Raw genomic sequence first — 25,020 nt, forward strand, 5'->3', positions numbered from 1 at the left:
CCCAGCGGATGTCCGTAGCCGCAATATTCCGGCGGCCCCGGCTCCACCCAGCCACGACGTGTGCGTATCAGCCGATGCCCGCTCATCATACATACGTTCGAATTATCCATCGAGCGGGCCTACCATCCAAAGATGGTCCCCGTCCGGGCGGAAGTGTCACAGTGACAATTTCGGATCCACTGTCCCCCCTGGCTGGACTGCGGGTGTTTCCTACTCTTCCCAGGTTGTGAGGGGTGCGGCTACTTGTTTGGGCCACCGTAAGGGTGACTCGTCAACGGGGATTGCTTTAGCCACGATTGGGTCGTCACCAGGTTCGCCTGGAAAGCGTTCGAGCCAGAGGTATGCGGGCCGTATCTGGCCGTCTGCGTCGCGGATGGCCAGATACGCACGGCCTTTGGCGAGGCTAGCGTCGATGGCGACAGCGTCGGGATACTCTTCTTTCAACGCTGCTGCGAGCGATATCCGTGGACGAACGCCCGTCTCGCCCGTCTCAGTGCCCGGTATGGAATCCCACGGCATGCGGTCCTCCTAGCGCCGCGCTTCTCCGGTGATTTTCCGCCCTGAGCTTCTTCGTTGGCAATCCCCCGACAACCGCTATTCGCTCCAATTTGAGGCGCGGCGTGTGGCGCCAGAGTTCCATCGGACAAACAGCTGCTGGCGTCGGGTCACGATGACAGGTGGTCGCAACCCCCTGGACATGGGTCGGTGCGTTCGCCAATTCAACGCGTCGCGGGATTATTGTTGATCTGTGGACCTGGATCAGACCGCTGAGACTTTGGTGTCGCTCCTCAAGGAGTTGACCTCCGACGGCGATGTCGATGTCGCGCCGGCGCCCGCGGTTGCCGCAGGTGGGCCACCTCCGCGAGGGCTCGACGACGCCGCACAAACGGGTCAGTCTGCGGTGTGGCGTGATCATTTGTCTGGCTGGACTGGGGCGGGAGCCGAACAGTTCCGGGTGGTCGACGAGGATCTGGAACGCTTACGCCGGGAACGTGAGAGCACCGATCGTGAGCTGGCTGAGAGCCTTGAACAGGCACGCAGCGCAGCCCGCGGGAGTCTCGAACGGCTGCGTAGTCTTCAGGCGACCGTTGAGGCTGCACGGGCCGGAATGGGTCCGTCGTTGGACACTCAGGCTGGACGGCAGCAGTATGCGGAGTTGCTGGTTGGCGGGTTAGACGAGGTCGAGGCGATCCTTGCCCACGCGCAGGAGTCGCATGGACGTGCGGCCAGTGGATTCACCGATGTCGCGCAGCGTTACGGCAACGCCGCGGTGTAGGCGCTGTAGAACTCTGGGATCTGCCAGTTCAAGGTGCCTGTATCGGTGATATCGAGCTCCCAGCGCAGGTCGGTGGCGGCCTGGAGGGATGTTGTGATGCTGTCGGCGTAGTCGGGCGCCATGACGGGATCGGCCAGCACGCCGCGCACAGTCAGGTGCACGTGCTCGGGGGTGAGTCGTATTTCGATGTCGAGTCGCGGGTTGGCACCCATCTGTGTCAGTGCCTCGCAGGTGCTCTCTACGGCGGCGAACTGGCTGGGTCGACTCGGTGTGATGTGGAGGCGGCGAGGGCCACGCGCAGTATGTGTGGAGTGGCTGCTGGCTTCGACGATGAGTTCGCGCAGGCCGGGCGAGGGTGCCATGGTCGTCCGGACGATGCATCCGTTCTGGATGGTGTTGATCAGTTCGATTACCCATGAACCGAGCGGATTTGGAGTTGACGCTGGCTGCGGTGTCGAGTCGGGCGGCGTGGGCATCCTGCGTCGGCGCACCTCGGCCAGGGAGACCACTTGAGCGGGCCGGCGGGGTGCGTCGATGCTGTGTGGCTCGACGTGTTGGCTCCTGCGCGGGTGCATGGCTTGACGCTAGGCGGTCTTGGGCGTGTTCCGCTAAGGCCGTGAGCCGATTGTCCACGAACCTGGGTGGGCTGGTGGTTAGAGGTCGATATAGCGGCCTGAGTCGATGGGGCGGGCGCGCACGGCTGCCTTCATTCGTTGTTGGGCGCTGCGGGCGCGGCGCTGTTGTCGGTCTCGGGCCAGTTGGTCGGCGGACTGCGTGGTGTGCCGACCGTGCTGCCAGATTGGTGGCCAGGAGCCGAATTCTCCTGCATTCACACGGGTTTGGAGCTCGCTCCAGGGTGCAGTGTCCGGTCCGGCTTCGATGACGCATTGCTCGATGAAGTCAACCGTTGAGATCGCGCCGAATTCGGCGAGGTGAGCGGCCTTGTCGTCGGCCGACCAGCGCGGATCGATGTGGCTGAGTTCGACCTGGTTGTTCGCCGCCCAGGTGTTGGTTTTGCGGGCGATGGCAGGCAGGTCCCATTGCTGGGGATTTAGGGATGCGCGGCGAAGGAAGCTGGCGACGTCGTCGGTGGTGATCGGGGAGCGGTCGTCGGGAACGTCGGGGCTAGGCATTGGTGTCCTTCCTGTTGGATGTCGGGTGTTGCCTGCGGGGGTCAGAGGTCGAAAAGGGCCAGCTGCACGGGTTTGCCGCGGCGGCGTGGCGATCGTGTCGCTGCCCTGGATTGCTTGTGGGTGATGTGCTCAAGGGCGGCGGTGAGGATGGCGGCGGGGCAGGTGTCGAGTGTGGGGTTGTCTGCGATGGTTTGCCGCAGCGGCGGGGGCAGCATCGGTGAGTGGACGTGGCAGATCAGCGCTTCGGTGGGTTCGTCGCATCCGCCCACTCGGCAGGTGGTCGGTCGCTGAGTTGCGGGTTGGGACATGGTGGCTTCCTTGCGAGTTGTGGTGCGTCTCGGATCATGTGGTGGGCTGTCCGGCGTCGTTGCCGGCTTTAGATTTCATGGCCGAGGCTGGGGTCCTCGGGGCCTCGGTGGTAGTTCTGCAGGGCGATGCGTTCCTGTGCGGCGATGCGCCGGCGTAGGACGTCTGCGCTCGGGTAGCCGGACTCCTCCAGCACTGCTGGGGTGGGGTTGAGCAGCAGACTCCAGCCCGGGCGGCGGCCCCGCATGATCATGCGCTGTTCGGCCGCGCGGGCCTTCTCTTTGGCCTCGGGGCTGTCGGCGGCCAGGCGCAGCTCGAGGGTGAGTGCGGCGAGCTCGGCCTTGGCGGCGTCGAGCGACGCGGACTCCTCGAACGGCGCGGGTGGGTTCTCCAGCAGGTCATCGAGTTGCGTTTGGTCGCGCTGCATCTCAACGCGCAGGTTGGCTTGGTGAGCGGGCAGGCCGGCGTAAAGGTTTTCGAGGCGTTTGACCAGGCCGCGAGCTTTGGCCGCACCCGGCTCCCCCGGCGCGGCGGTGGCCAACAGTTCATCGGATTTCACTTCCGTAGACCGTGAGGTCACGTCGAGCTGGAGAATGAGCATGTCGTGCATCAGCGAGCGGGCGGCCCGTACCTCGATGCCGTTGACGGTGATGCCAACCGGTTCGAACACTGATGCGCCTTCTTTGAGGCGGGTGTAGGTGTGTCGGCATGCTGCGGCGACGGCGGCGGCCTGGTTACCTCGGTCGGTGTAGCTCTTCCCGTCGATGCTCAGCGGCGGTGGGGTGTCGCGGGCAGCGAGTTCTTCGGCCGCCTTCACCACAGGGTCGAGGCGTTCAATATTGTTGCGCTGGTTGGGAATGGAGCGTTCAAGCTGAGTGACCTGCCAGTCGCGTTGGCGTACGGTCTGGTTGTGCGAGCGCTCCAGGGCAGTGAGTCGACGCACCTCCTCGTCGAGTTCGACCTGGCGGAGGTAGCGGGGGTCGCCGGTGGCGATCGCCTTGGTTTCGGCTGCGGCGGAGCCGATGTCTCCCCCACTGAGGTCTTCGATTTCCAGATCGACGACTTCATTGCGGCGCATCTGTTCGATGAACAGCGATTTGGCTTGAACTTTCTGCCACATCACAGTGTCGTAGGTGCCTTCGGTGACATAGTTGAAGATGTCGAGCTCTTCGTTCTGGTTGCCTTGCCGAAGGCCGCGGCCTTCGCGCTGCTCGAGGTCGCATGGCCGCCACGGAACGTCGACGTGGTGAAGTGCCCGGAGCCTGGGCTGCACGTTGGTGCCAGTGCCCATCTTCTCAGTGCTGCCCAGAAGGACGGACACGTCACCGCGATTGCACTGGGCGAAAAGTGCTCGCAGTTCAGAGGGTTTGCGGGCTTCGTGAATGAATCGGATTGCCTCGGCAGGCATTCCGCGGGTGATCAGCTCCTCTTTGATCGCCTGATAGATGGTGAATTGGTTGGGGTCTTTGGAGGGTGTTCCGCGGTCGCAGAACACCACTTGTAGTGGACCGGTGCGTTGCAGGGGCGCGCCGGTGTCCTTGTCGTAGTACACCCGGTCGGCCAGTGGGGTGTGGACGCCCATGATGCGGTCGGCGACGGCTTCGGCGCGGCTGTGAGCGGGTTTGGGCAGGTGGGCCAGGCGCGGATCGAGTGAGACGTTGCGGCCGTCGTTGGCGATCTTGAGGACATTGTCGCGGCGCGGATTGCGGGCGTCGAGGTGTTCAGCGCGGTAGCCGAGGTCGCTGATGAAGTCGCTGACCTGGATGTCGGGTTGCAGGCTGACGATTTGGCGTTGTCCGGTGGCCAGTGTCGGCAATCTGACCGGCACCTGGTCTCGGGTGACGACGTCGGTGTAGGCCGAGGACAGCGCCAGCAGCTCGATGAGGTTGGTGAACTTTCCGACCCGGGTGACCGGTCTGAGTTTGGTTCCGGTGGCGTTGACCTCGACGGTGCTGACGGTGGTGGTGAATGCCGCGCCCCAGTCGCCGAGGTCTTCCACTCCGGCGTCGCGCAGCAGGTCTGGCCGCAGGTAGCTTTGCATGACCCACAACTCCCCCAACGAGTTGGCGATCGGGGTGCCGGTGGCGAAGGTGGCGACACGCTCGACCACCTTGTCATCGGGGATGCCGGCGGCCAGGGCTTCATCACGGCGCCGTTGGCGCAGGATCCGCAGTTTTAGCGTGAGATCCTCGGCGCGTTGCGAGGAGGCCGGGCACGACAGTTCCTCGATATTGCAGACCCGCTGCTTGTTTTTGAACATGTGGGCTTCGTCGATGAAAAGGTAGTCACAGCCGCTGTTTTCGAATCCGAGTCCTTGGTCTTTGCGACCCTGGTCGACGAGACGTTCCAATCGCTCTTGGGTTTGCTTGATGGCCAGCTCAATACGTTTGATGGTGCGGTCGGAGTCGGCGACCAGTAGTTGGCTGCGCAGCTCGGCGAGTTGTTCTGCGATGTAGTCGGACACGACGGTCGGGTCGACGCGGATCGCGGTGAATGCCGACTGCGGGATGATGACCAGATCCCATTCGCTGGCCGCGGATTGAGCGATGAAGCGGCGGCGTCCCTCGGCGTTGGTGGCTGATGATCCCAGCAAGACTCGGGCGGCGGGGTACCACTGGTTGGCTTCGCGGCCTACCTGCTCCACGATGTGGTTGGGTACCACGATCCAGGGTTGGCGCACGAGGCCGAGTCTGCGCAGTTCCATGGCGGCCATGAGCATGGTGCCGGTTTTGCCGGCGCCGACGACATGGTCGAGCAGTGTGGAGGGTTCGGCGATGATGCGGGCGACCGCGTCGCGCTGGTAGGGGTGGGGGGTGAAGTGATCAGATAGGCCGGGAAGGCGCAGTTTGGATCCGTCATAGCGGGGGGCGCGCAGTGAGTTGAATCGCTGGTTGTACTCGGCGACAAGGACTTCGGTGCGTTCCGGGTCGCTGAAGATCCAGCGGCGGAATTCCTCGGTGATCTTCTCGCACTTGCCTTGTGCGGCGAAGGTGCCTTCGGTGTCGAGGGCACCTTCTTCGGTGTAGAGGACGACGCTGCGGCTGTTGCAGATGGCATCAAGCAGGCTGACCGCGTCGCAGCGATCACGGTTCAGGCCCCAGGTTTCGGTCATGAGTCGGCCGTGTCGCTTGTATTTGGCGATGTCGATGGTCCAGCGTCCGCCGAGGTGTTCGGCGATGACGTCGGTGACGCCGAAGGTTTCCTCGGCGAACTGGGCGAGGTAGCGGGCGTCGACCCAGGGGGCGCCCGGGCGCACCGTGATTTCCTCGGCGGTGCGGTCGGGCGGGATCAGCTCGCGCAGTTTTTCGGCGTACGACGCGTAGACGGGATTGGTTTCGGCTGCTAGCGCGGCGTCGGTGTGCTTGCGGCGGACGTTGCCCGACAGGGCGGTTGAGGCCGGGATCAGCTCGTCGGGGTCGTCAAGGCTGGGATAGACCAGGCCGTCGATGAGGTCGCGGGCATCGGTGACAGGGACTTCCAGCAGACCGGCGATGTAGTCGAGGTCGATGCGCAAGTTGCGATCGAGGCTCATGGCGACAGCGTCTTCAGGGGTGTCGGCGTGCAGGCGTTCCGGGGCCGCGGTGAGCTGATCGGTGGAGAAGATGGGTGCCTTGGTGGCTTTCTCGGTGTCTTCGTCGAATTCCTCCAGCGAGGAGAGCACCGCCCAGCCGGGATCGTGGCGAATACCGCCGTCGAGGTGGCTGCGTTTGCGGTAGGGGGCGGGAGCTTCCCAGGCCGCTTCATCCCATTGGGCGAGCAGTTCGTCGGGGACGGTACCGCGATACGGTAGGCCGGGTTGTCCTTCTTTTTCTCTCCAACGAGTTTCGAGCGCGGCGACCTTGTCGTCGTGGCGTTGTTGAGTGATTTCTTTGGGATAGACCCAGGTGAATCGGTTGATCGGTCCGTGTTTGCTGACGTAGCGGTCGTAGAGGGTGTTCAGGTGTGCGCGCAGCTGGTCGCGTTCGGTGTGGGGTCGGCCTTGGCCTTGTGCCAGCATGAGGCTAGTGGCCACGTCACGAAGGGTGATCAGCTCGCGGGTTTCGGCCATCCGCGATTTCGGGGTGTTGTTGGGCGCCCAACGGTCGTCGCGGGTGCGGTACTCGATGCCTTTGGTCTCGGCGTTGTAGCGCAACGTGTACGGCGGGGTGTTCTCGCCGCGGTCGGCGGCAGTGATCAGTCCGGGATCGAAGGTGTCGGGCGAGACGACGGTGAGGTCCTCGGCGCGGGCGGTGAGTGCGTATCCGCGGTCCGCGGCCCGGTCGACGATGTCGGCGAGCGTGTCCCCGAGTTGTTCGGCCAGGGCCGCGCCGGTGGACCCGTCAACGGTCAGGGTGGGTGCGCCGTTGAGTCCTCGTCCCAGCTCCATGGCGCCCAGGACGCGGTCTGGGTGGGTGGCGAAGTAGGAGTTGACGAACGTGTCGGTGGGTTGGCCGTCCTCGTCGAGCATGGCTGCGGTGGTGGTGACCCATTCGGGCAGTTGCGCGGGCGCGGGTTGTTCGGGATCGCGGCGGCGCAGGATCAGCAGGTCGGTGACGACGTCGGTGCCGGCGACGCGGCTGAATGCTTTCGAGGGCAGGCGGACTGCGCCGATGAGGTCGGCGCGCTCGGCGATGGCGCGGCGGGCGGTGTCTTTGGCGGCGTCGAGGGTGTAGCGGGAGGTCAGGACGGTGACGTAGCCGCCGGGGGCGGTCAAGGCCAGGGCCTTGACGATGAAGTGATTGTGGATCGACAGGCGTAGCGGGTTGTGGCTGGGGTCGGTGATTGCGTATTTGCCGAAGGGCACGTTGCCGATGGTCAGGGCGAAGGAGTTCTCCGGGACGCGCGTGGCTTCGAATCCCTGGTGGCGGATTTGGGCCGAGGGGTAGAGGTGCGAGGCGATCGCGGCGGTGATCGCGTCGTTCTCGACGCCCACCATGACCGCGTTCGCGGGTGCGTGGTTGATGAATGTTCCGCTTCCGCAGCCGGGTTCGAGTACGCGGCCGCCACTGAACCCGGCCTGGGTCATGGCCTGCCAGATGGTCGCGGCCACAGCGGGATCGGTGTAGTGGGCGTTGAGGATTGAGGCCTCCGCCTGGCGGTACTGGTTGTCGGTGAGCAGTTCGCGCAGGCGTTGCCGCTCGTTGGCGAAGGTGTCGTTGCGGGGGTCGAAAACGGCGGGGACTGCGCCCCATCCTGACCAGGCTGCCAGCACAGATTGTTCTTCGGCGGTGGCGGGCCGCTGCGCGGTCTGTAGGACCTCGAGGAGTTCGATGGCCGCGATGTTGGCGTGCGCGCGGGCTTTAGCGCCCGTGGGGACTCGGGTATCGGTGCTAGGCGGGAAGTCAGTGGCCGTGCGGTAGCTATCGGGTACAGCTACGGGTGCGGAGGGTGCCTGGGCCTCGGCGTCATCGACGGTGCCTGAGATCGATGTGCTGGTGGTCGTCGTGTCGGCGGCTGTGTCCGCGGCGGGGACGATGGGGGCCGCAGTGGGGGCCTCTACGGGTTTGGTGACCGGTGGAAGTGCCTGGCCGCCAGGGTCGATGTCGCGGGGATCGGTGGGTTGATCGACAATTTCGTCGAACAGTGACGGTTGTGCGGTTACCTTTCGGGCAGACCGTCGTGGCGCAGATCGGCGAGGATCAGCGGGGCCAGTGTCGCGGCCAGCGGGTCGTCGGGATGGCTGGGCAGCGGCAGGTGTTCCTCGGCGCGGGCCGCCAGCAGGTAGCCCGCCTTGATCCGAAAGACCGCCGAGAAGCCCGGGGCCGGCCACACTGCCGCGACCAGGTCCTCGATCTGCTCGCTCGGCTCGAGGCGCAAGGCGCTGTGCGTCCATCGCTGCTGCCACGGCACCTGGAGGCGATCCGGCAGTGTCGTCTGTGACATCGGCGGCTCGCTCGACTCGTCGTCCTGCGGGATCTTCTCGTAGAGCTCCTGGCTGAGCACGATCTCCATCGCCTGTGCTCGCGTCGTGTTGAGCAGGCCCACCTTGGTCAGATAGTCCGGGTACTGGCTGTGCTCGGTCTGCCACTGGCGCACTGCCTGCTCGCCCATCTGCGCTGCCAACTCCCCCACCTGGCGACTGATGCGCGCCGCTTCGGACTCCAGGAACCGGTCCCGCTGCTGCGGGGTCCACTGGGGCGGCAACGTCAGGTGCTGGTCGTAGACGTTGTCCACGATCTCGCGAATCTCCGGGCTGGTCACCGCTGCCTTCCCCGTCGAGGATGCTGAACAGATCCGGCTGGTTAGGATCTGATGCGCGCTTGCCTGCCATATTGTCCTCTCCTGGGTGGTGGTGTCGGGATCTGGGTAACCGAGGGCAGTGAGAAAGTGCCGCCAGTTGCGTTCCGCGAGGGCTTTGCGGCGGGCCCGGGCGGCCGCCGCGCGGGACTGCTGAGGTGTCACCACGGCGTCCGGACGGATCCGGCCGGGTTTGTCGCGCGGACCATGACTCTGGTGACGCTTCGGCGCTGTCGTGTGTCCATGCACCGCAGTCGAGCAAGTGCGGTGCGCATCGGCTCGCTGGTTCGGCGCTGGCTGCATGCACTTTGGGCGTCGTCCCAGGCCATATCGTCGCGTTCGGCGCCGTGAAGCGCTGCGCTGGTGGTGTGCACCCAGTGCGTCCCGTGGCCGCCGCCGACCGCCGAGGCGGCGAGAATGAGGCTGGCCAGCGGCTCCAGAGCGATGGAGCACCACAGCCTGCTGCCGGGATCGGAGATGGTTGTGCGGGTGAGCAGTTGGTCTGCCAGGCGGATCGCGTCAGCGGGGGCAACGACGCGCGAGAGTGGGTCGCGGCGCAGGACGAGAAGCAGCCGCCGGCAGGTCGTGCGTGGCGCCATGGTGAGGGTGTCGGTATTCATCGGTCGTCCTTCCTGGGTGGTGGATGCGGCGCCGGGTCAACGCCGGCGGTGGGTTCGCTACATTTGCCGCGCTGCACGGGGTGTGCTGCCGTCACGGCCGCAGTCGTCGACCCGGGCCAAGTGCAGGTCCAGAGCAGCCGCGATGAGAGCACCCGCTTTTACGAGATCACTGATCGGTTCGCCAACGGGTTGGAAGGTCTCTTGGTCGAAAGGCCACAGGGTGGGCGAGGTATACATGTACGCCGCGGCGGCGGCCACCAAGCTGGTAGCGGTGCACACTTCACCGAGGTCCTGCGGTGGGCGCGTTGCGTCGTGGCAGATGAAGAGCTGCTCAGCAGCGATGAGCTCGACGGCGGTCGGGCGAGGTGCGATGTTGGTGGTGTCGGTGATCATCTGCGGTCTCACGTTGGTCTGCATGATTTCTCCTGTGTTTCGCCCACGATTGGTTGTTGTGCTCTGTTGAGGGGCAGCCGACTACCTGTAGATCAGTGATATTGGGAACGACCCGGGCGTGCTTTCTTCGACGTTGTCGCCGCTGTCGGTGTCAATCCAGAAGCGCCACTCCGGCTTCGGCGCGATCAAGACCGCCCATCGGTGGTGTACGTCGTCGGCGGTGAGCTGGGCATCCTCGGCGTCCCGCCCGTACAGCTGGATGTCGAATTCGTTTGCCTGCCTGGCGAATTCTTCGTCTCTGTCGTGGCCGTAGGTGTAGAGCATGTCGCCGTATTCGTGCTCGATGAACATGTAGCGATGCTCGGCGTCGTACTGCGTGTCGAAGTCCTCTGCGGTCAGCGGCGGGTGAACTGCGGTCATGGTGTTGTCTCCTGTGGTGGTTGTGAGATGTTGGTGAGTTAGAGCGTTGGTGAGGGCAGATCCGGCATGTCTTCGTCGGTGCGCCAGTTCCATATCGGCAAGCCGGCTATCGAGTCGTCGCCATCTGCATCACCGGTGGGACGGTCGATGAACGCGGCGACGGCCGGAGTGGTGTCGGTGAGTATCAGTGAGGCCATGGCTGTTGCGCTGCCGTTGTACGACAGCACTTTCCGGAATGAGCGCTCCTGCTCGATGGCGGTGTTGAGCAGGGTGCGGTCGGCGTCGCCGGTGAACGGGATCCAGTTGTGATCGGTGGTGATCAACGACAGTTGTTCGACGTTGGCGTATCCGGCGCGCGACACTGAGAATGTGCAGATCGCTAGCAGTCGCACCTCGCCGGCTTCGGCCATCTGCCAGTGTTCGAGTTCGGTGGCGAATCGTTTGGTGAACTTGCGGTGCAGGTCTTCATCGAGAAACCAGGGGTGTCCGGGCTGGTGCCGGATCTGCATCTTGTATCCGTGGTTGGCGGGCTCGATTGCCTTGATTTCGCCGACCCCGATGAGCAATTTGGTGGTCTTCCCGGGCTGACGTCGAGCCGGAGCCCATGCCTTGATCCGGCGCTGCTCGATCTCGGTTTTACGTGCGGCCGAGAACGGCTCGGGGACGAACAAGGATGGGGCGAGGGGGTTCTTCCGGACGAGTTTGCCGTCCACGGCTGCCCGCAGGCGTTGGTGAACGACCGCCCAGGAGCGGTGGCCGGTGAAAGCGGCGTGCCAGGTGGTCAGTTCTGCTTCGTCCCACAAGTAGTGCAGCACAGCAAGCAGCGAGAGCTTGTTGCCGTCGCTTTGGACGGTGTCTGACGGTGAATAGGACGGTTCAGGGGCAGAGCGGTTCCCGGCCTTGGACAGTGAGAAGCCCAGCCGGAGGGCTGTGGTGCCGTCGGCGGGGTTGTCCACGATTGATTGGTCGGCAACGGCGCCGTAGCCGGAGAGTTCGTCGGGAGGCAGCCACGACCGGCACCGATGATCGTGCGCGGCGGCGGTTCCGGGCATGCGTTTGACGATGAGGTCGTGCCCGGCAGCGGCGATGTACATTTCGACCCCTGGGGGCCGGCAGAGGCACAGAGGTCGGTGCCGGGCGGCTTTCGCTCGGCTCAGTGCCTGTTGGGCGTCCGGAGTGTGGACATCGTCGACGACGTCGCCGTCGACAAAGAACGGGGTCGGGATCGCCATCGGTTCTGCTCTCCGTTTCGAATCGGGACTGCTAGGTCGCCAAACTCATGCGCGACGCAGCTCGTCGTGGTCAGTTGGTTCTGGCGCGGCGTGGTCGCGAAAGTAGGTGGCGACGTCGGTCCGCGCGGTGTTGTCCTCAATTCCGGCCAGCGACAACAGCAGCCCGCGGCGCAGTGTGGCAGGGAGGCGATCCCAGCACATGTCGCACGGGTGGTCGGCGTCGTTGACTGTCCGTCCGCAGCCCCCAGGGCACGGTGGGGCGGTCTTTTCCTGCTGGGCCGCAAAGGCCGCCTGGTCAGAATTGGGCACTCTGACGAAGCGCCAGCGGCTAGTCCAGCGGATCGGATGTCCGCAGATGAGGCAGGGCGAAGTGTCGGGGACCACGGCGGTGACAGGCATCGGTCAGACCTCCTGAGGGTGAACGTCGTTGTTGGATAGCGACGTTGGTGTTCCGGCAAAATCTGGGCAGTCCAGCTGCAGGCACATTTGGTCGAGTCGGCGGGCCGCGGTTTCGCAGTGGCGTTCATCGAGCTCGACGCCGATCGCGTGGCGGCCGAGGTTGCGCGCTGCTACCAGGGTTGTTCCGGAGCCTGCGAACGGGTCGGCGACAACGCCAGATGGGGCCAATAGCAGGAGCTGCTCGAGCAGATCGAGGGGCTTGGCATGGGGATGGCTGTAGCGGTAGGCCGGTGAGGACGGACCGGCTACCCACGACCGGCTGGTCAGCACGCTGGTGCGCCCGCCGACCGCTGCGGGCCAGGGACCGGTGAGGTAGACGGCCTCGACGTCGCGGCGGAATCCGCCTCGGGCGCCGCGTATTCCCGCATCGGCTGCTTTGGCATATATGAGGCACTGGACCGCGTTGCGCGGCTGCGCTACCAGCAAGTCGCCGAACACCATGCCTGGCCGGGGCCCCCACGCTGTCAACGCTGCATCGCGGGTGCTGGTGTCGCGGTCACCGGCGATACCGCCGTGGCACCGGCGTGCACGACCGTCGCCATCGGCGTTGGTCAGTCCGCTTCCCGAACGCCAGCGGCGCCCATAGGGCGGATCGGTGACCAGTAGGTCGGCGGTGAGCCACTCGGTGAATTCCTGTGCGTCACCGTGATACAGGGTCACGTAGTCGTCTTGGTAGTACGGCTCAGCCATGGTGGCGCCCAGCTGTCGAGGAGCATCCGCGTCGTTGAGTGAAGTACATGTCTCTACTGGCGGGTGCACTGGTAGGGGCGGGCGCGGTATTCGGCAGTGGGTGCTGATGCGCCCCGTCGTTGGCGCCGGGCCGGATGCGTTGCCAATAGATTTCGGTGGTGCAGTCATTGGTGAGCCTCTGGATGTGGCCGCGGCTGTGAAGCGTGCACAGGGTGCGGTAGACCTGCTCAGCGACCAACTGAGTGGCGCGGTCCTTGTTGGTCCGACGACGAATAGCACTGGTACCCAAGGACTCGGCGGCATTGGACAGGACGGCGAGTATCTGCTTGTGCCGTTCATTGAGCGAGTGCCGTGGATTTGTGGTCATCGCGGCCACCGACTGGGTCGCGGCGGCGCCACCCGGATCAAACCACGCAGGCGGCTGGCGCGAACACCGCTTCCTCCGTAGCGTGTCCGGCGTCCGTTGAGCGGTGTGGGCAGCGTTGAGGTAGCGGCCGCTGCGTACCCGGCGATCCCGGCCGCCACGCCCACCGCCGCCACGGGCGCGACCACACCCATCCGGCGGCCGGGATGGTTGGTCGACGGGGTGATGCTGATGGGGTTAGGCATCGGATTCTCTTCTCTTGATGGTGGTTTCGCTATGTGTGTGGGTGAAAGTGCTCGGCCTCGTTGTCCGAAGGCCGTTGGCGCGCCCCACCTTGGATCTGGAGGTCCGGATAGGCGATCCGGGTGATCGCCGCCGCGCACAACGTCAGCAAGTCACCATGTGACATGCTGACCAGCCCTGTGGCGAGCTCACGGAAGAAATGTCGCTCAGGAGCCAGCAGTGGGTTCGGTGCCGACGCGCAATGCTCGCGGATACCGCCGATCAGCTGGTCGACCATCTCACCGCCGATCTCACTGATGTGATCCACCATGCTCATCGGAATTCCTTTCCCCACCTCGGAGCCGACGTGCGCGATACTCCCGGGGTGCCCTTGTTCAGGGTTTCGGTGATCATCTGCCGGGTGGGGAGACGGTCGCTCATCATTGGTCACCGCTCGAGGTCACAGAGTTGAACGTTGGGCCATTCACGTAGCCCGCGGGCTCCGTTCGTGAAGTCGTCCTTGGACGATTCGACGACGACGGCGAATCCCGCGCGGGGCGCGGCAGTGATCAGCGAAGCGACCTGGTTGGTCTTGCTTGGGGGGGTCTGTCCGGTGATGTTGGTCATCTCGATCCTCTCTGGGGATTCCGGTTGTTCTGGGGGTGTCGACGTGTCGGGTTCGTTAGTCGGTGTCGATGACGTCGAGTTCTTCGAGCAGGTCGTTGTCTATTTCTTGTTGCAGTGCGGGGACGAACTGGCCGAGGATCACGCTGCGGTTGAGATGTCTGGTTCCTGCCAGAAGCCGACGCCGGGCGTTGGTGTCATCGACCGCGCCGGCGCCGACGATGATGGCCCGTGCCCGATCGCAGAGTTCCTCGGCGATCGCCCACAGCATTTCGACGTTAGGACTGGGGCTGTGTTTGCTCGCGTCGTCGATCTGTGTCTGCAGACGGTCGAGCCGCGCCTGGTCGGCCTGGATATCGACGAGCAGCAGGTGCGCGTACAGATCACGGAACGCCTCTGTGCGCGACACCATGTGGGGCTCAACGGCAGAGCCGATGTTCAACTGTGCAGGCCCCGGGGTTTCCTCGTGCAGGCTGGCGTTGGCGGCGTAAAGCCACGCCAGGTTTAGGTCGGTGATTCGTGCTGGCCGGATCATGATGTGCGTCCCGTGTCAGAAGTGTTCATCTCGGTCTCCGATGCGTGTGGTGGCAGGGTGTGTCAGCGTTCGTCTTGACCGGACAGCCAGGGAGCTATTGCCGCGTGCATCGTGTGGATGACCGGTTGGCGCTGACGCGCGGGCAGCTGCGCGATCCGAAGGAGCTGCCCTGGGAGAGCAGTGTCGCCCTGGTCCCAAATCCTGGCGGCCTGCTGCCAGCCGGGCACCGTGGTGGGCGCCTCGACGTTGACCAATGCGCGCCACGTCCACTGAATGCCGTTGCCGGCGCCGCGCTGTTGGGATGCCGCGTAGAGCAGCTCAGCCAACGGCCTGACGGCAACGTAGATCCACATGTGGTGGTCGTTGGTGTCCCGGCGCGACACAGGATCAAGCAGAGCAAGGGCGGTGTCGAGAGCATCGCTCGTTGATCCGATGGCCCTGGTTGGGTCATCCCCGAGCCGGCGGACGAGATGTTGGCGGCTCAGCTCGCGCCGCGTCTGATCCAGGAGATGCCGCACCGTGGCAAGCATGGTGCGCCCGAGTGCGAACTTGTCCTTGACGATGGTTGCTTGCATTGTGTCTCAGTGCCTTTCAGTTAGGTGGGAAATCTGCTGACAGCTGATTGTGGGCGTGCTGCACTGGCGGGGGCGGGTCATGATGCCTCCTCCCCCAGTGCGTCGAGCAGGGTCGGCGGGGCGATAATCTGGTCGGCGCTCGGGGGTGCAGGCGTGTTCGCCGGGGTGGTGGCGGCATAGTGGAAGTCCAGCGCGGCGTCGCGCAGGCGGGTGCGCAGCGCGAGATCGAGATAGTCGGCCTTGATGTCGATGCCGATATAGCGGCGGCCGCCGCGTTGAGCGGCGAGTCCGGTAGTTCCTACCCCGTTGCAGGGGTCCAGTACAGTACCGCCGGGTTTGCATCCGGCCATCACGCACCTTTGAGCCAGTGTCGGTGGCATGACAGCGAAATGTGCGTGCGGGAAGGGGATGGTGGCGATCGACCAAACATCGCCGGGGTTGCGGCCGCGTGGATGGTTCATTTGGTCCAGGCGCATCGTTTCTCGCTGCCCGGCGTTCATGTATGGCTTGCCTTCGCGTGCAGCACGCCCGGTTGGCGATCGGTGAGCGGCCGTCCGCTTCACGCTGCTGTGGGCGTGAGGTTCCCGGATGGCGTCGAGGTCGAACCAATAGGTCGGCGATTTGCTGAACAGGAACACATATTCGTGTCGCGAGGACGGCCTGTCGGTGACGCTTTCCGGTTTGGCGCAAGGCTTTTCCCAGACAATGTCGCGGCGCAGGATCCAGCCGTCGTCTTGAAGCGCGAACGCGACCCTCCATGGGATGCCGAGGAGCTGCTTTCTGCCGAGCGTGGCGGTGGTGTTGGTGCGTCGCGGCATGACGTGGGGGCGGCTGCGCCCTGATGTCGGTCCTGCTGAGGCGTCAGCGCGGGCGCTGTAGGTATCGCCGAGGTTGAGCCACAGAGTGCCGTCGTCCGTGAGAACGCGTCGCAGCTCGGTGAACAGGTCTCGCAGGTTGCTGACGTAGTCGGCCGGGGTGGGCTCCAGGCCGTATTGTCCGTCGCTGCCGTAGTCGCGAAGGTTGTAGTAGGGCGGACTGCTGACGATGCAATCGGCTGAGCCACTTGGTAATTGACGTGCCACGTCTAGCGCTTTGCCGTGGTAGAGCGTGACCTGCTCATCGCAGAAATAGGGAGTCAGCGGCAGGCTGTTGGTGGGGCCGTCACCGTGGATGTGAGTCATCGGATCACCATGCGGTCCGGTGCATGTGGCGGCGGCGACGTGCTGTGAGTAGCAGCGCAAGGTTGTCTGCGGCCGGGGCATGGGATGCGGGGGCGACCGGTCGGGACTGGACGGTTCGGGTGTTGTTGCAGGTGGTGGTCATGATGGCTTCCCTTTCACCGATGCACGTCACGATGACGTGGCGATGTCGTTGATGGTGTGCAGGACGGCGTTGCCGACGATTGAGGCGGCTTCCTGTAGCAGCATGTGTCCGGCCGCGGGCAGGTGGATGTGGGTGGCACCGACGATGCCTGCGGCCATTTCCTCGGAGTGCGCTGGCGGCGTGAGGAGGTCTGCTCCCCCGCTGATTACGGTGGTAGCGGCGGAGATGGTTGGCAGTACCTGACGTTCGTCGAAGGTCTTGAGTGAGTGCAGGAATCCAAGGGCTGTGGCCATGGGGGTCGACCGAAATGCTTGGCTCAGCGACGCGGAGACTGTCTTGTCATGGGTGACGAACTCGCACAGCGGGCGGGCGAGGCTGCGCATGACGCGTTCGCTAAGCATGTGCGGCGCGTGCCGGGCGAGAGCCATTGCGGTGTCGATACCGGGCATGGCCAGGAGTCGGGCCAAGCCGTGCTCGGTGAGGTTGCCAGCCCAGGTGGCCACAAGGACGAGCCCATCGGGGCGGACAGGTTGCTGTTCGACGGGCCGCGCAAGGTATTTCAGCGCCGTTACTCCTCCCATGCTGTGACAGGCCAGGATGAGAGGGCCGCTGACCTGCAGAGCCGTGAGGACTTCGGCGAGGTCCTGGGCGAGACGCTCGGGTGTGTAGGTGTGCAGTGGTGCGCCGTCAGATCGTCCGTGGCCACGATTGTCGTACTGGATGACTCTGATGCCAGGGCGACGGAAACGCTGCGCTGGGCGGTACCAGGATTGGCGGGTCAGACACAAGCCGTGCAGGGGAACGACGGTGTGGGTGACGGGCGAGGTTGGGTGCAGGTCCGACACGCTGAGGGCGACACCGTCGCTGGTGATCACGGTTCGGCGTTGCGCCGGCTGGTGGCGGGTGGGTGTCGCCGCGTCGCCGATCGCCAGCGCTGTGAGAGGGCTCATGGGTGTGCCTCGCTTCCGTTTTCGTCGCAGCCCCCGGCGCCGAATTGTCGCCAGGGCACAAATCGGAGCAGGCCGAGCGATGCGCCCGGGCACCAGAAGCCCCATTCCCGCACCCTCGGACCGGTGATGATGATTGAGACGCAGGGAATTTCGTGTCCAGCGCTGTCGCGAAGTAGACGCACACTGTGGCGGTGGGTAGCGCGGCGAACCACCAGACTCCCCCGCCCTCTGGCGACGGTCCGAGTCGGCTCGACTTCGTCGTACGCGCCGCGGATCAGCAGCGACACGAAGCCCCAGGGATGGTCATGGCAGGTCGGGTCGTCAGATGCGATGAACTTGTGCAAGTAGATGTTGCAGAGCCGATTCCGGGGAATGGCATACCAACGCTGCAGATAGGTCGCGCCGTGGTTGGTGATGACCTGGTGAGGCTGGCCGCTGAGCAGGACTCGCAGCCATCCACCTTGGCGAGGCACACTAAGCGTCGCGCTCATGTCAGCCTCGCAGCGTTCCTACGAGCTCGACGGCGACCATCGGTGATTCGGCTACCGGATGAGAGACCGTCACGATTGTGTCGACCAGAACGATCATGACCAGCGCCATCACGAGTCCCGCGATGATTCCGACCACGAACCAGAAGACGCTGTTGCGCGTCGACGAGGCAGCGGAGGCGGCTTTCAGTGCGGCCATCGCGGATTCGTGTGCGCTGTCGGCGCTGATGCCGGCCGTGTCGGCGCAAACGGCGGCCGTGTCAGCACAAATACGGGCCAGTGCCTCGGGATGCACGCTGTCATTGCGTGTCTCCCGGGCGAAATCGCCGGGGAGGTCGATGTCGTCATCGCTGCCGTGCAGTGTGCTCATTGACTGGCTTCTTCCGTGATCTGTGCGGTTAACGTGCGAAGTTGTCGGGCGGCGCGTCGTTCTGATGCAGTGCGGCGGGAAGAGGCAGGCCGGAGTAGGTACCTACGGCAGCGGTGGAGGGTGAGGCGCTGACCGATCCGGGCCCCCGCAGGCCGACGCAGGACAATGTGAGCCCAGCAATGACCAGTGCCGCGTAGAGGATCACGATGACGACAGCGGCAGCGTGATTGGCGCCGGATGGGCTGGTGTTCATGGTGCTTGAGTCAGTGATGACGGTGGGCACGGAAAGCTCCTTCGCATCCGGTGGACGTGATGTCAGCAGTCGCCGGGCTGTTGAAAGCCCGTTCGAGGTCGTCGATCTCGGCGTCGTCGTCACTGGGAGCGACCGACCACGTGACTACGCGACCGACTGCGACGTGTCGAACAACTTTGTCGCTGTGCACAAGTCGGCACAGCGCGCGGTAGATGCGTTCCTGCGTCGGTGGGTACGATCGCTGCGCGCCAGGCGCCAGTGGCTGGTGGGGTGCGTTGGTCCGCAGCTCCGTGGTGCTCATCGGCCGACCGGCTGAGCGGAGCTGGGCAAGAAGGTCATCGCGCAGAATGGCGTTGACTTTGCGGTCAAAGGTGTGGTCAGGCACTGTATTTCACCTGATTCGTGCTGTGTTGAACATCAGGTGTGAGTGGGTTCCTGGACGGCATGCTTGCTGCCAGGGCATCTATCGAGATGGCAAAGCCCATCCGACGCTGGTGCTCCTGTGCTGTGAATTCCTGTGCGGCGACAATCCCCAGGCGGTCGCGCGCTTCGATCAAGCGTTGAGGCTCGAACTGCCGTCCCGGCAAGTACACCCCCGCCCAGATGCCATCGGTAGCGCCGAAATCCAGGGCGTTGCGAGCACATTGAGTTTGCGCTGGGCAGTTGAAGCAGATCCGGACTTTTTGAGCGATGTGGACCTTGTGAACGGCGAACCAGTCGTCGGGGTCGTCGTGGCGGCACAGGCCGACCTCGTGCGGTGAGCATTCACGCGGCGACTGCACGTCGGTGTGGGTGTCAACGCGTGTGTCGGGTGTCTCCATGTCAACTCCTCAACTCAAAATCGTGATGATTGACTTAGCTCATGTCTATCACAACCATAGTTGATTTTCTACACATCATGTTGACTACATTCGATCAACTGGCTCGACCGGGTCAGATGCACCCGTGAGCGGGTCCAACACCGACCCGCGCGCCCGGCCGCCAATTAGCGCTGAGCTGTGAGATCTCAGAGTCACCGAGTCTGGTGCGAGCGGCGATGCCAGGCGGGATCGGCGGCATGACCGAGGCCGGAAGGGCTCACTCCGCATCGCAGCTAGTGCAGCTGTACGCGGCAACGCTCAACTGCGGTCAAGTTAAGTCTGTACTGCTCAAGCGTCGGGTTTGCCCATCTTTGGTCACGGAAGTTCTATAATCTGATGTCACGTGTGTGCATAACGCTGACGAAATGCCAGGGGAAAGGCGGGTAGAAACCTATGGGTCGATCGGACTCCCCCGTCGATCCTGACATCGCGCGGGTCGGGCGAGCTGTCACGGCTCGACGCCTAGAACAGGGCATGGAGACCCAGAAAGACCTCGCCGCCCGAGCGGGTGTGGCCCTGAACACCGCGGCGTTCCTGGAGCGCGGGCGCACCTTCCCCCGGCAGGCCAACGCTCGCAAGATCGAGCTCGCGCTCGAGTGGCCCCCGGGAACACTCGAGTCGCTTCTGCGCGAGCAGGATGAGCAAGATCGCCCGCAACCGGAGGCTGCGGCCGTGCCCACGGTCGCTGCGGGCCCACCGCGGGTCAGTACGAGCACCAACAGTCACACGCTCGCCATCGCGCGCGCTGTGGTGGCCGTAGCTACCACAGCGATGGACAGTCTGCTGCGCCACGCGGATGACGATCCCGCGGCCCATCGCGCACTCGAAGAACTCGACCATCACCTGCTGGCGTTGGAAACAGTCATCGCGGCCAGCCTTCCCCATGCCGGCGGTGCGTTCGACGAAACCCAAGAGGCTGTCACAGATGTCCATCGACAGCGGGAAGCTTTGAAGGCCGATCGCCGCTGATGAAGGTGACTTTTATGCTGCAACGGGCCGACGCGCTACGTACGCAGCAGGCATCGGCGAGACTTTCACGACATCACCCGTTTGGGGTGCATGCACAACCTCGGTCGGGCTGATCGCCATCATCACGTGGCCCGGGCCTTCTGCATCCCAGGTGTAGCCCGGCCCCTTCGGGAAGATCAGATCCCCCGCCTGCACCTGACCTGGTGGCACCCCAACTCCCTGGGTGACTTGGGTGTAGGTATTCGGGCCGAGGGTTACCCCGGCCTGTCGCCAGGCCCACTGTGTGAGACCAGAGCAGTCAAAGTTGTTGGGGCCCTTTGCTCCCCACACATAGGCCGTGCCACGCTTGCTCAATGCTGACTTCACCGCAGTCTGGGCCAATGGTCCGCCACCGACCGTTGCGGCTGGCGCGAGAGGCCCATTCAACATGCGGTTGTTGGGTCGGGTGAAGGCGGACAGGTTGGGGATCAGACCCGACCCACCGAGGCTGGACAGTCCCCCTCCCCCACCGCCACCACTCATCATCGGCAACCCGGTCGGCATCCCCATCCCGGGCATGCCACCACCACCCATCCCCCGCGCCGGCATCCCATAACCACCACTGGAGTTCCGAATCGCATTCGCCAACAACGCATTACGCTGCTCAGAAACACGCAGCAAATCCTTCGCCCGATCCAACTGCGACCGCAAATGCTCCACCATCTGCGTCTTCCCAGCCGGCGTATCAGTACTAGGCGCGATAGCCGTCACCCCACGACGGGTGTCATCAACCACCCCATCCATACCGGAGCGGCCAGACTGCGAATTACGCGCCGCACCATCAAACCCCGACGCCGTCCCCCGATCAGCGCCAATCACATTGTCCAACGCCGCCACGCGACCACCAGACTGCGCATGCTGCGTCGAAGAACTCGCACCACCCCAACCCTTAAGCACATCACCGGCCTGGGCCAAACCGTCCCGGCCCACACCCAGCCCCGCCGTCGAGGACCAACCACCCGACACCGCCGCCGGCCCATACAACCCACGCGCATCACCGAGCACCTGCCCAGCCTCAGCAACCAGCGCATCCAGCGACATGCCCCGCAGTATCACCCACTCCCCCACCCCACCGCTAAGCCCCAACCCCAAATCGGCGGAACATGGGCGGGCATCCGATCATTGCCGTCTGTCACTACCCATTTTCGCTGCGCAAAAGCAGGTGTCTACTTGATGGGGCGTGTACGTGAGCGACGTGCAGGTCGAATCACCAGTGTTGCGCGCTGTGCCTCTACGCTGGGCGGCGTGTTGCTGGTGAAAGCCCGATGGGCATGTGTGGCGGCGGCGTGTATAGCGTCGCTGAGTGGTTGCGAGGGCAGTCCAGCACCCGTGACCACAACGGTCACGGTGACGGTAACTCCACGGCACGAAGCTGCGCAGGCACCGATTGAATTGCCCAGAGGATCGATCCTCGACACCCGCGCCGTCAACGACTACAGCGGCGCCTGGGAGGACATGTGGCAGGTGCCGCACGCGGGCCCCGACGCGATGAGCACCGACGCAATCATCAAGTTTCTACAGGCTGAACTACCGGGCGGACGACCTTTCGACATTCCGGGTTCAAACCTTCAGTGGTGTCGCGGAGACAAGGACTACTGGTCATGGCAGAAGCCGAAGGGCTCCGGCCCGTCCAACGAACCAAACGTCGTCGATCGGCTGTTCGTCCAGGTTTATGCGGGCCAGTACATACGAATACAGCGTGATCAGAACCGGCCGCTCGACTGCGACGGTGACGGCAAGCCCGACGAATAACACTGCGGCGGCGAGCGATACGGCCATCAACATGGCGGCGGCGGCATGGGCGCGCCGTCTGCCTCAGTAGCCCTTCGGAGGGCGCGTCGGATCGGCCTGCTGGATCTTGGCGGCCAGGTCGTGTCCGTCGGCGGATACGTGGTAACGACCCATCGCGTAGTTGACGAATGCGGCGCTCTGGGCGACGTTGTCGTGACGGTCATGCGCGGTCCCCGGTTCGTGGTAGGCGTCGAAGGTTGTGCCCTTGAACTGCAGTGTGCCGACCGTGGCGTCACCAGCCCGAGCGTTAGAGTCCCAGTTGTTCACCGCGCGGTTGTTGAAGTCGGACTCGCGGTCAGCGACGACCATCATGCCGTTCTCCCAAAAGGCACGCGCTCGTGGATCAGTGATGCCTTTGATATCCAGCGCCCGACGAATGGCCCCACGAAACGCGTCAGCTCCAGGCCCGGAAGGCACTGGCGTGTGTAGCGTTAGCGGAGAGCTTTTCTGGCCCGACCTGTTGGGTCGGGTGAAGGCGGACAGGTTGGGGATCAGACCCGACCCACCGAGGCTGGACAGTCCCCCTCCCCCACCGCCACCACTCATCATCGGCAACCCGGTCGGCATCCCCATCCCGGGCATGCCACCACCACCCATCCCCCGCGCCGGCATCCCATAACCACCACTGGAGTTCCGAATCGCATTCGCCAACAACGCATTACGCTGCTCAGAAACACGCAGCAAATCCTTCGCCCGATCCAACTGCGACCGCAAATGCTCCACCATCTGCGTCTTCCCAGCCGGCGTATCAGTACTAGGCGCGATAGCCGTCACCCCACGACGGGTGTCATCAACCACCCCATCCATACCGGAGCGGCCAGACTGCGAATTACGCGCCGCACCATCAAACCCCGACGCCGTCCCCCGATCAGCGCCAATCACATTGTCCAACGCCGCCACGCGACCACCAGACTGCGCATGCTGCGTCGAAGAACTCGCACCACCCCAACCCTTAAGCACATCACCGGCCTGGGCCAAACCGTCCCGGCCCACACCCAGCCCCGCCGTCGAGGACCAACCACCCGACACCGCCGCCGGCCCATACAACCCACGCGCATCACCGAGCACCTGCCCAGCCTCAGCAACCAGCGCATCCAGCGACATGCCCCGCAGTATCACCCACACCCCCACCCCACCGCTAAGCCCCAACCCCACATCCGGCTGACGACAAAGCGCCCCAGGTCGAAGGCCTGGGGCGCTTTGTTAGGAGTGCGGGGCGGCGGGTCCCCTGCTGTGTCGGGAGGAGGGTCGTTCAGACGACCTTTTCCTTCTTTCCCGGCAGATAGCTGTTGAGTATCGGCGCGATCCACGTGGAGCGGGTCTCAAAGCCGAGCTTCTCGCCAATCTCGTCGATCTTGGCCTCTTGCTCCTCGGTGAGGCTGAATGCGATCTGCGAACTGCCGCCACCGAGGTAGCGGACCGACGAGGGGTCGGCCGGGAACAGATCGCTCACTGGAGCCGTCGAGTACCTCGACTCGTTGATGATCGTGTCGAGCTCGTTGGCTTTGTGCTTGGCGCTGATGGCTTCCAGGATGACCTGCAAATTGGTGGATTTCTTGTCGTGCCGGTACTTCTCGAACCGCTTCTTGACACCATCGCTGACATAGACGGCTGAGGTTGGTTTGGTCCGCGTCCGGGGTCGGCCGGGTTTCCGCGGCCTCGGCGTGCGCGTGCCCGAAGGTGGAGGTGGCGGTACCTCGTCGGGCCGCGGTAGACCGTCGGCGGTGGGCTTGGTGTCGTCGGGCTCGGGCAGGTCTGGCACCAGACGCGGTGGCGGGGGTGGGGCAGGATCATCCAGAAGTCCGGACAAGCCAGCGTGGCGCACCGGTGGGGCCGTGAGGTCCCCGAGATCCTCTGCTGGTAGTTCCTGTGGGGTCAGGTTGTTGCTCACGGCCACATCCCCTTTTCCATCATCTCGGCGCGGATCTTGGAACCGCGTGTGAGTATTTCTTTTGTCAGTTTTGCGAAGTCTTCGGCCACTGGCTGCGTTGTCGTGCTCACCACCGGCGCATTCGCCGTGCCCTTCTTGATTTCCCAATGCTTCGGATTGTTCACGATTTCTTTTTCCAATTCGTGCGCGAGCCGTCCGTACTTGGGAACCTGTTGTCCCACCGCCTCTGAGTGACGGATGAAGGTCTCCAACATGACGTCGTCGGCCTGTTGCCCGAGGTCCCGTGACACGTTCTCTCGGGTCTCCTTGCGGATTGCTTTCGCTTGGTGGCCTGATGCAAAGACGAAGCAGCCCAACAGGATCAGATACGGGTTGTGTTCTCGCATGGCCCGAAAATCTGCGGCCAACTCACGCAGTCCGGTCCGGGACAGAGCGTCGGTCTTCATCGGGACGACCACGAATCTGGCGGCACACAGCGCCAGCTGGAGCAAGGTCTGATTCTCTGGAGGCGAGTCGATAATGATCAGGGCGTAGGAATCACTGATCTGTTGCAGCGCCAACGCGAGGCCCATCAGCGCGTGTTTCGCGGTCTGAGGGTTGCCCATCTCGGCGGACAACACGGGTGTAATGCGCTTGACGAAGGGACCGCCAGGAACGACGTCCAGGTTGGGTCGGACGTCGCGGACCGGTGTGAGAGGTGCGCCGGCGGTGATGGCGCTGAACAGGTTGCGGCCTTGGTCGTTGGCTTCGGTGTTAGCGAAGCCGAGGATGGTCGCGATGTTTCCTTGACCGTTGAGGTCGACAAGGAGCGTGCGTGCTCCGTCGGAGGCGACGAGCGCGGCCGCGTGCGTTGAGCACGTGGTCTTGCCAACTCCTCCCTTGCCGTTTCCGAACAGGTAGACCTTGCCCAGACGTCGCCAATCTACGGCGGGTTCTGCGGGCCCAGAGTCATCCCAAGCGGCTACGCTGCTAGTCATGCGGGCGCCTCACTCTGCGAGTATCGGGGGTTGTGCGCGCCTGC

At 64.3% G+C, this 25,020-nt stretch carries 30 protein-coding genes; 3 read left to right on the plus strand and 27 right to left on the minus strand.

Translation table 11 applies throughout. The features are described from left to right. Positions 1-748: 748 nt before the first annotated feature. Positions 749-1,276 carry a DUF4226 domain-containing protein gene (locus JOF57_RS30540; RefSeq protein ID WP_209923892.1) on the plus strand — a complete coding sequence of 176 codons (528 nt, stop codon included), beginning with the start codon at positions 749-751 and terminating at the stop codon, positions 1,274-1,276. On the opposite strand, the gene JOF57_RS30545 is transcribed toward JOF57_RS30540, so the two are convergent. From JOF57_RS30545 to JOF57_RS30655, 23 genes are all read right to left on the minus strand, one after another. After that, a complete protein-coding gene (locus JOF57_RS30545) occupies positions 1,255-1,851 on the minus strand; it encodes a hypothetical protein (RefSeq protein ID WP_209923893.1) in 597 nt (198 codons plus the stop codon). The two genes, JOF57_RS30540 and JOF57_RS30545, sit on opposite strands and share 22 nt — an antisense overlap. A gap of 78 nt (positions 1,852-1,929) precedes the next feature. After that, entirely contained in the window at positions 1,930-2,409 is a 480-nt protein-coding gene (locus JOF57_RS30550) for a hypothetical protein (RefSeq protein ID WP_209923894.1), read from the minus strand. A 41-nt stretch (positions 2,410-2,450) separates the two neighbouring features. Next, positions 2,451-2,717 carry a hypothetical protein gene (locus JOF57_RS30555; protein ID WP_209923895.1) on the minus strand — a complete coding sequence of 89 codons (267 nt, stop codon included), beginning with the start codon at positions 2,715-2,717 and terminating at the stop codon, positions 2,451-2,453. 68 nt (positions 2,718-2,785) lie between these two features. Beyond that, on the minus strand, positions 2,786-7,906 hold the full coding sequence (locus JOF57_RS30560; RefSeq protein ID WP_307870147.1) for a helicase-like domain-containing protein: 5,121 nt from the start codon (positions 7,904-7,906) through the stop codon (positions 2,786-2,788). Between the two features lie 386 nt (positions 7,907-8,292). Continuing rightward, a complete protein-coding gene (locus JOF57_RS30565; RefSeq protein WP_209923946.1) occupies positions 8,293-8,895 on the minus strand; it encodes a hypothetical protein in 603 nt (200 codons plus the stop codon). 197 nt (positions 8,896-9,092) lie between these two features. Then, positions 9,093-9,551, minus strand: a complete 459-nt coding sequence (locus JOF57_RS30570; protein WP_209923896.1) for a hypothetical protein — start codon at positions 9,549-9,551, stop codon at positions 9,093-9,095. A 57-nt stretch (positions 9,552-9,608) separates the two neighbouring features. Further along, a complete protein-coding gene (locus JOF57_RS30575; protein WP_209923897.1) occupies positions 9,609-9,968 on the minus strand; it encodes a hypothetical protein in 360 nt (119 codons plus the stop codon). Between the two features lie 57 nt (positions 9,969-10,025). Next, the gene (locus JOF57_RS30580) at positions 10,026-10,364 is read right to left on the minus strand and encodes a hypothetical protein (protein ID WP_209923898.1); all 339 of its coding nucleotides are present in this window, start codon (positions 10,362-10,364) and stop codon (positions 10,026-10,028) included. 38 nt (positions 10,365-10,402) lie between these two features. After that, the gene (locus JOF57_RS30585) at positions 10,403-11,596 is read right to left on the minus strand and encodes a DUF1173 family protein (RefSeq protein ID WP_209923899.1); all 1,194 of its coding nucleotides are present in this window, start codon (positions 11,594-11,596) and stop codon (positions 10,403-10,405) included. Positions 11,597-11,641: 45 nt separating this feature from the next. Then, the gene (locus tag JOF57_RS30590) at positions 11,642-11,995 is read right to left on the minus strand and encodes a hypothetical protein (protein ID WP_209923900.1); all 354 of its coding nucleotides are present in this window, start codon (positions 11,993-11,995) and stop codon (positions 11,642-11,644) included. Between the two features lie 3 nt (positions 11,996-11,998). Further along, positions 11,999-12,745 carry a DNA methyltransferase gene (locus tag JOF57_RS30595; RefSeq protein ID WP_209923902.1) on the minus strand — a complete coding sequence of 249 codons (747 nt, stop codon included), beginning with the start codon at positions 12,743-12,745 and terminating at the stop codon, positions 11,999-12,001. Continuing rightward, a complete protein-coding gene (locus tag JOF57_RS30600) occupies positions 12,738-13,112 on the minus strand; it encodes a hypothetical protein (protein ID WP_209923903.1) in 375 nt (124 codons plus the stop codon). The genes JOF57_RS30595 and JOF57_RS30600 overlap by 8 nt, the downstream gene beginning before the upstream one ends. Beyond that, positions 13,109-13,354, minus strand: coding sequence for a hypothetical protein (locus JOF57_RS30605; protein WP_209923905.1), 246 nt, complete (start codon positions 13,352-13,354; stop codon positions 13,109-13,111). The genes JOF57_RS30600 and JOF57_RS30605 overlap by 4 nt, the downstream gene beginning before the upstream one ends. Before the next feature lie 29 nt (positions 13,355-13,383). Continuing rightward, positions 13,384-13,668 carry a hypothetical protein gene (locus JOF57_RS30610; protein ID WP_234939129.1) on the minus strand — a complete coding sequence of 95 codons (285 nt, stop codon included), beginning with the start codon at positions 13,666-13,668 and terminating at the stop codon, positions 13,384-13,386. 110 nt (positions 13,669-13,778) lie between these two features. Further along, the gene (locus JOF57_RS30615; RefSeq protein ID WP_209923950.1) at positions 13,779-13,958 is read right to left on the minus strand and encodes a hypothetical protein; all 180 of its coding nucleotides are present in this window, start codon (positions 13,956-13,958) and stop codon (positions 13,779-13,781) included. Positions 13,959-14,013: 55 nt separating this feature from the next. Continuing rightward, the gene (locus tag JOF57_RS30620) at positions 14,014-14,490 is read right to left on the minus strand and encodes a hypothetical protein (RefSeq protein ID WP_209923906.1); all 477 of its coding nucleotides are present in this window, start codon (positions 14,488-14,490) and stop codon (positions 14,014-14,016) included. A gap of 62 nt (positions 14,491-14,552) precedes the next feature. Further along, entirely contained in the window at positions 14,553-15,065 is a 513-nt protein-coding gene (locus JOF57_RS30625; RefSeq protein ID WP_209923907.1) for a hypothetical protein, read from the minus strand. A gap of 77 nt (positions 15,066-15,142) precedes the next feature. Continuing rightward, positions 15,143-16,246 (minus strand): DNA-methyltransferase, encoded by a 1,104-nt coding sequence (locus tag JOF57_RS30630; protein WP_209923947.1) that lies wholly within the window; start codon positions 16,244-16,246, stop codon positions 15,143-15,145. Positions 16,247-16,414: 168 nt separating this feature from the next. Further along, positions 16,415-17,338 carry an alpha/beta fold hydrolase gene (locus tag JOF57_RS30635; RefSeq protein WP_209923908.1) on the minus strand — a complete coding sequence of 308 codons (924 nt, stop codon included), beginning with the start codon at positions 17,336-17,338 and terminating at the stop codon, positions 16,415-16,417. Then, entirely contained in the window at positions 17,335-17,829 is a 495-nt protein-coding gene (locus tag JOF57_RS30640; protein ID WP_209923909.1) for a hypothetical protein, read from the minus strand. Before JOF57_RS30640 ends, JOF57_RS30635 begins: the two co-directional genes overlap by 4 nt. Before the next feature lies 1 nt (position 17,830). Further along, the gene (locus JOF57_RS30645; RefSeq protein WP_209923910.1) at positions 17,831-18,196 is read right to left on the minus strand and encodes a hypothetical protein; all 366 of its coding nucleotides are present in this window, start codon (positions 18,194-18,196) and stop codon (positions 17,831-17,833) included. 28 nt (positions 18,197-18,224) lie between these two features. Continuing rightward, positions 18,225-18,479 carry a hypothetical protein gene (locus tag JOF57_RS30650; RefSeq protein WP_209923912.1) on the minus strand — a complete coding sequence of 85 codons (255 nt, stop codon included), beginning with the start codon at positions 18,477-18,479 and terminating at the stop codon, positions 18,225-18,227. Between the two features lie 347 nt (positions 18,480-18,826). After that, the gene (locus JOF57_RS30655) at positions 18,827-19,270 is read right to left on the minus strand and encodes a WhiB family transcriptional regulator (RefSeq protein ID WP_209923913.1); all 444 of its coding nucleotides are present in this window, start codon (positions 19,268-19,270) and stop codon (positions 18,827-18,829) included. Between the two features lie 432 nt (positions 19,271-19,702). Between JOF57_RS30655 and JOF57_RS30660 the strand changes: the two genes are divergently transcribed. Continuing rightward, positions 19,703-20,278: a helix-turn-helix transcriptional regulator gene (locus JOF57_RS30660; RefSeq protein ID WP_407666663.1), complete on the plus strand. Its 576-nt coding sequence runs from the start codon at positions 19,703-19,705 to the stop codon at positions 20,276-20,278. Positions 20,279-20,290: 12 nt separating this feature from the next. On the opposite strand, the gene JOF57_RS31300 is transcribed toward JOF57_RS30660, so the two are convergent. Beyond that, positions 20,291-21,358, minus strand: coding sequence for a C40 family peptidase (locus tag JOF57_RS31300; protein WP_209923916.1), 1,068 nt, complete (start codon positions 21,356-21,358; stop codon positions 20,291-20,293). A gap of 288 nt (positions 21,359-21,646) precedes the next feature. On the opposite strand from JOF57_RS31300, the gene JOF57_RS30670 reads away from it, so the two are divergent. Next, entirely contained in the window at positions 21,647-22,069 is a 423-nt protein-coding gene (locus JOF57_RS30670; protein WP_209923918.1) for a hypothetical protein, read from the plus strand. Positions 22,070-22,132: 63 nt separating this feature from the next. On the opposite strand, the gene JOF57_RS31305 is transcribed toward JOF57_RS30670, so the two are convergent. From JOF57_RS31305 to JOF57_RS30685, 3 genes are all read right to left on the minus strand, one after another. After that, complete coding sequence (locus JOF57_RS31305; RefSeq protein WP_209923920.1) at positions 22,133-23,212, minus strand: lysozyme family protein; 1,080 nt, start codon at positions 23,210-23,212, stop codon at positions 22,133-22,135. 148 nt (positions 23,213-23,360) lie between these two features. Beyond that, positions 23,361-23,999: a hypothetical protein gene (locus JOF57_RS30680; protein ID WP_209923922.1), complete on the minus strand. Its 639-nt coding sequence runs from the start codon at positions 23,997-23,999 to the stop codon at positions 23,361-23,363. Continuing rightward, entirely contained in the window at positions 23,996-24,976 is a 981-nt protein-coding gene (locus JOF57_RS30685) for a ParA family protein (protein WP_064914647.1), read from the minus strand. Before JOF57_RS30685 ends, JOF57_RS30680 begins: the two co-directional genes overlap by 4 nt. Positions 24,977-25,020 lie beyond the last annotated feature (44 nt).

It is taken from the genome of Mycolicibacterium lutetiense, assembly GCF_017876775.1.
GTDB classification, from domain to species: Bacteria; Actinomycetota; Actinomycetes; order Mycobacteriales; family Mycobacteriaceae; genus Mycobacterium; species Mycobacterium lutetiense.

Coding starts and splice junctions, on each gene's coding strand:
- JOF57_RS30555 (WP_209923895.1), bottom strand. CDS start 2,717: ATGTCCCAACCCGCAACTCAGCGACCGACCACCTGCCGAGTGGGCGGA.
- JOF57_RS31305 (WP_209923920.1), bottom strand. CDS start 23,212: ATGTCGCTGGATGCGCTGGTTGCTGAGGCTGGGCAGGTGCTCGGTGAT.
- JOF57_RS30625 (WP_209923907.1), bottom strand. CDS start 15,065: ATGCAAGCAACCATCGTCAAGGACAAGTTCGCACTCGGGCGCACCATG.
- JOF57_RS30640 (WP_209923909.1), bottom strand. CDS start 17,829: ATGAGCGCGACGCTTAGTGTGCCTCGCCAAGGTGGATGGCTGCGAGTC.
- JOF57_RS30660 (WP_407666663.1), top strand. CDS start 19,703: ATGGGTCGATCGGACTCCCCCGTCGATCCTGACATCGCGCGGGTCGGG.
- JOF57_RS30600 (WP_209923903.1), bottom strand. CDS start 13,112: ATGACCACAAATCCACGGCACTCGCTCAATGAACGGCACAAGCAGATA.
- JOF57_RS31300 (WP_209923916.1), bottom strand. CDS start 21,358: ATGTCGCTGGATGCGCTGGTTGCTGAGGCTGGGCAGGTGCTCGGTGAT.
- JOF57_RS30570 (WP_209923896.1), bottom strand. CDS start 9,551: ATGAATACCGACACCCTCACCATGGCGCCACGCACGACCTGCCGGCGG.
- JOF57_RS30595 (WP_209923902.1), bottom strand. CDS start 12,745: ATGGCTGAGCCGTACTACCAAGACGACTACGTGACCCTGTATCACGGT.
- JOF57_RS30585 (WP_209923899.1), bottom strand. CDS start 11,596: ATGGCGATCCCGACCCCGTTCTTTGTCGACGGCGACGTCGTCGACGAT.
- JOF57_RS30615 (WP_209923950.1), bottom strand. CDS start 13,958: ATGACCAACATCACCGGACAGACCCCCCCAAGCAAGACCAACCAGGTC.
- JOF57_RS30545 (WP_209923893.1), bottom strand. CDS start 1,851: ATGCACCCGCGCAGGAGCCAACACGTCGAGCCACACAGCATCGACGCA.
- JOF57_RS30550 (WP_209923894.1), bottom strand. CDS start 2,409: ATGCCTAGCCCCGACGTTCCCGACGACCGCTCCCCGATCACCACCGAC.
- JOF57_RS30610 (WP_234939129.1), bottom strand. CDS start 13,668: ATGAGCATGGTGGATCACATCAGTGAGATCGGCGGTGAGATGGTCGAC.
- JOF57_RS30590 (WP_209923900.1), bottom strand. CDS start 11,995: ATGCCTGTCACCGCCGTGGTCCCCGACACTTCGCCCTGCCTCATCTGC.
- JOF57_RS30620 (WP_209923906.1), bottom strand. CDS start 14,490: ATGATCCGGCCAGCACGAATCACCGACCTAAACCTGGCGTGGCTTTAC.
- JOF57_RS30645 (WP_209923910.1), bottom strand. CDS start 18,196: ATGAGCACACTGCACGGCAGCGATGACGACATCGACCTCCCCGGCGAT.
- JOF57_RS30685 (WP_064914647.1), bottom strand. CDS start 24,976: ATGACTAGCAGCGTAGCCGCTTGGGATGACTCTGGGCCCGCAGAACCC.
- JOF57_RS30630 (WP_209923947.1), bottom strand. CDS start 16,246: ATGACTCACATCCACGGTGACGGCCCCACCAACAGCCTGCCGCTGACT.
- JOF57_RS30635 (WP_209923908.1), bottom strand. CDS start 17,338: ATGAGCCCTCTCACAGCGCTGGCGATCGGCGACGCGGCGACACCCACC.
- JOF57_RS30655 (WP_209923913.1), bottom strand. CDS start 19,270: ATGGAGACACCCGACACACGCGTTGACACCCACACCGACGTGCAGTCG.
- JOF57_RS30605 (WP_209923905.1), bottom strand. CDS start 13,354: ATGCCTAACCCCATCAGCATCACCCCGTCGACCAACCATCCCGGCCGC.
- JOF57_RS30580 (WP_209923898.1), bottom strand. CDS start 10,364: ATGACCGCAGTTCACCCGCCGCTGACCGCAGAGGACTTCGACACGCAG.
- JOF57_RS30575 (WP_209923897.1), bottom strand. CDS start 9,968: ATGCAGACCAACGTGAGACCGCAGATGATCACCGACACCACCAACATC.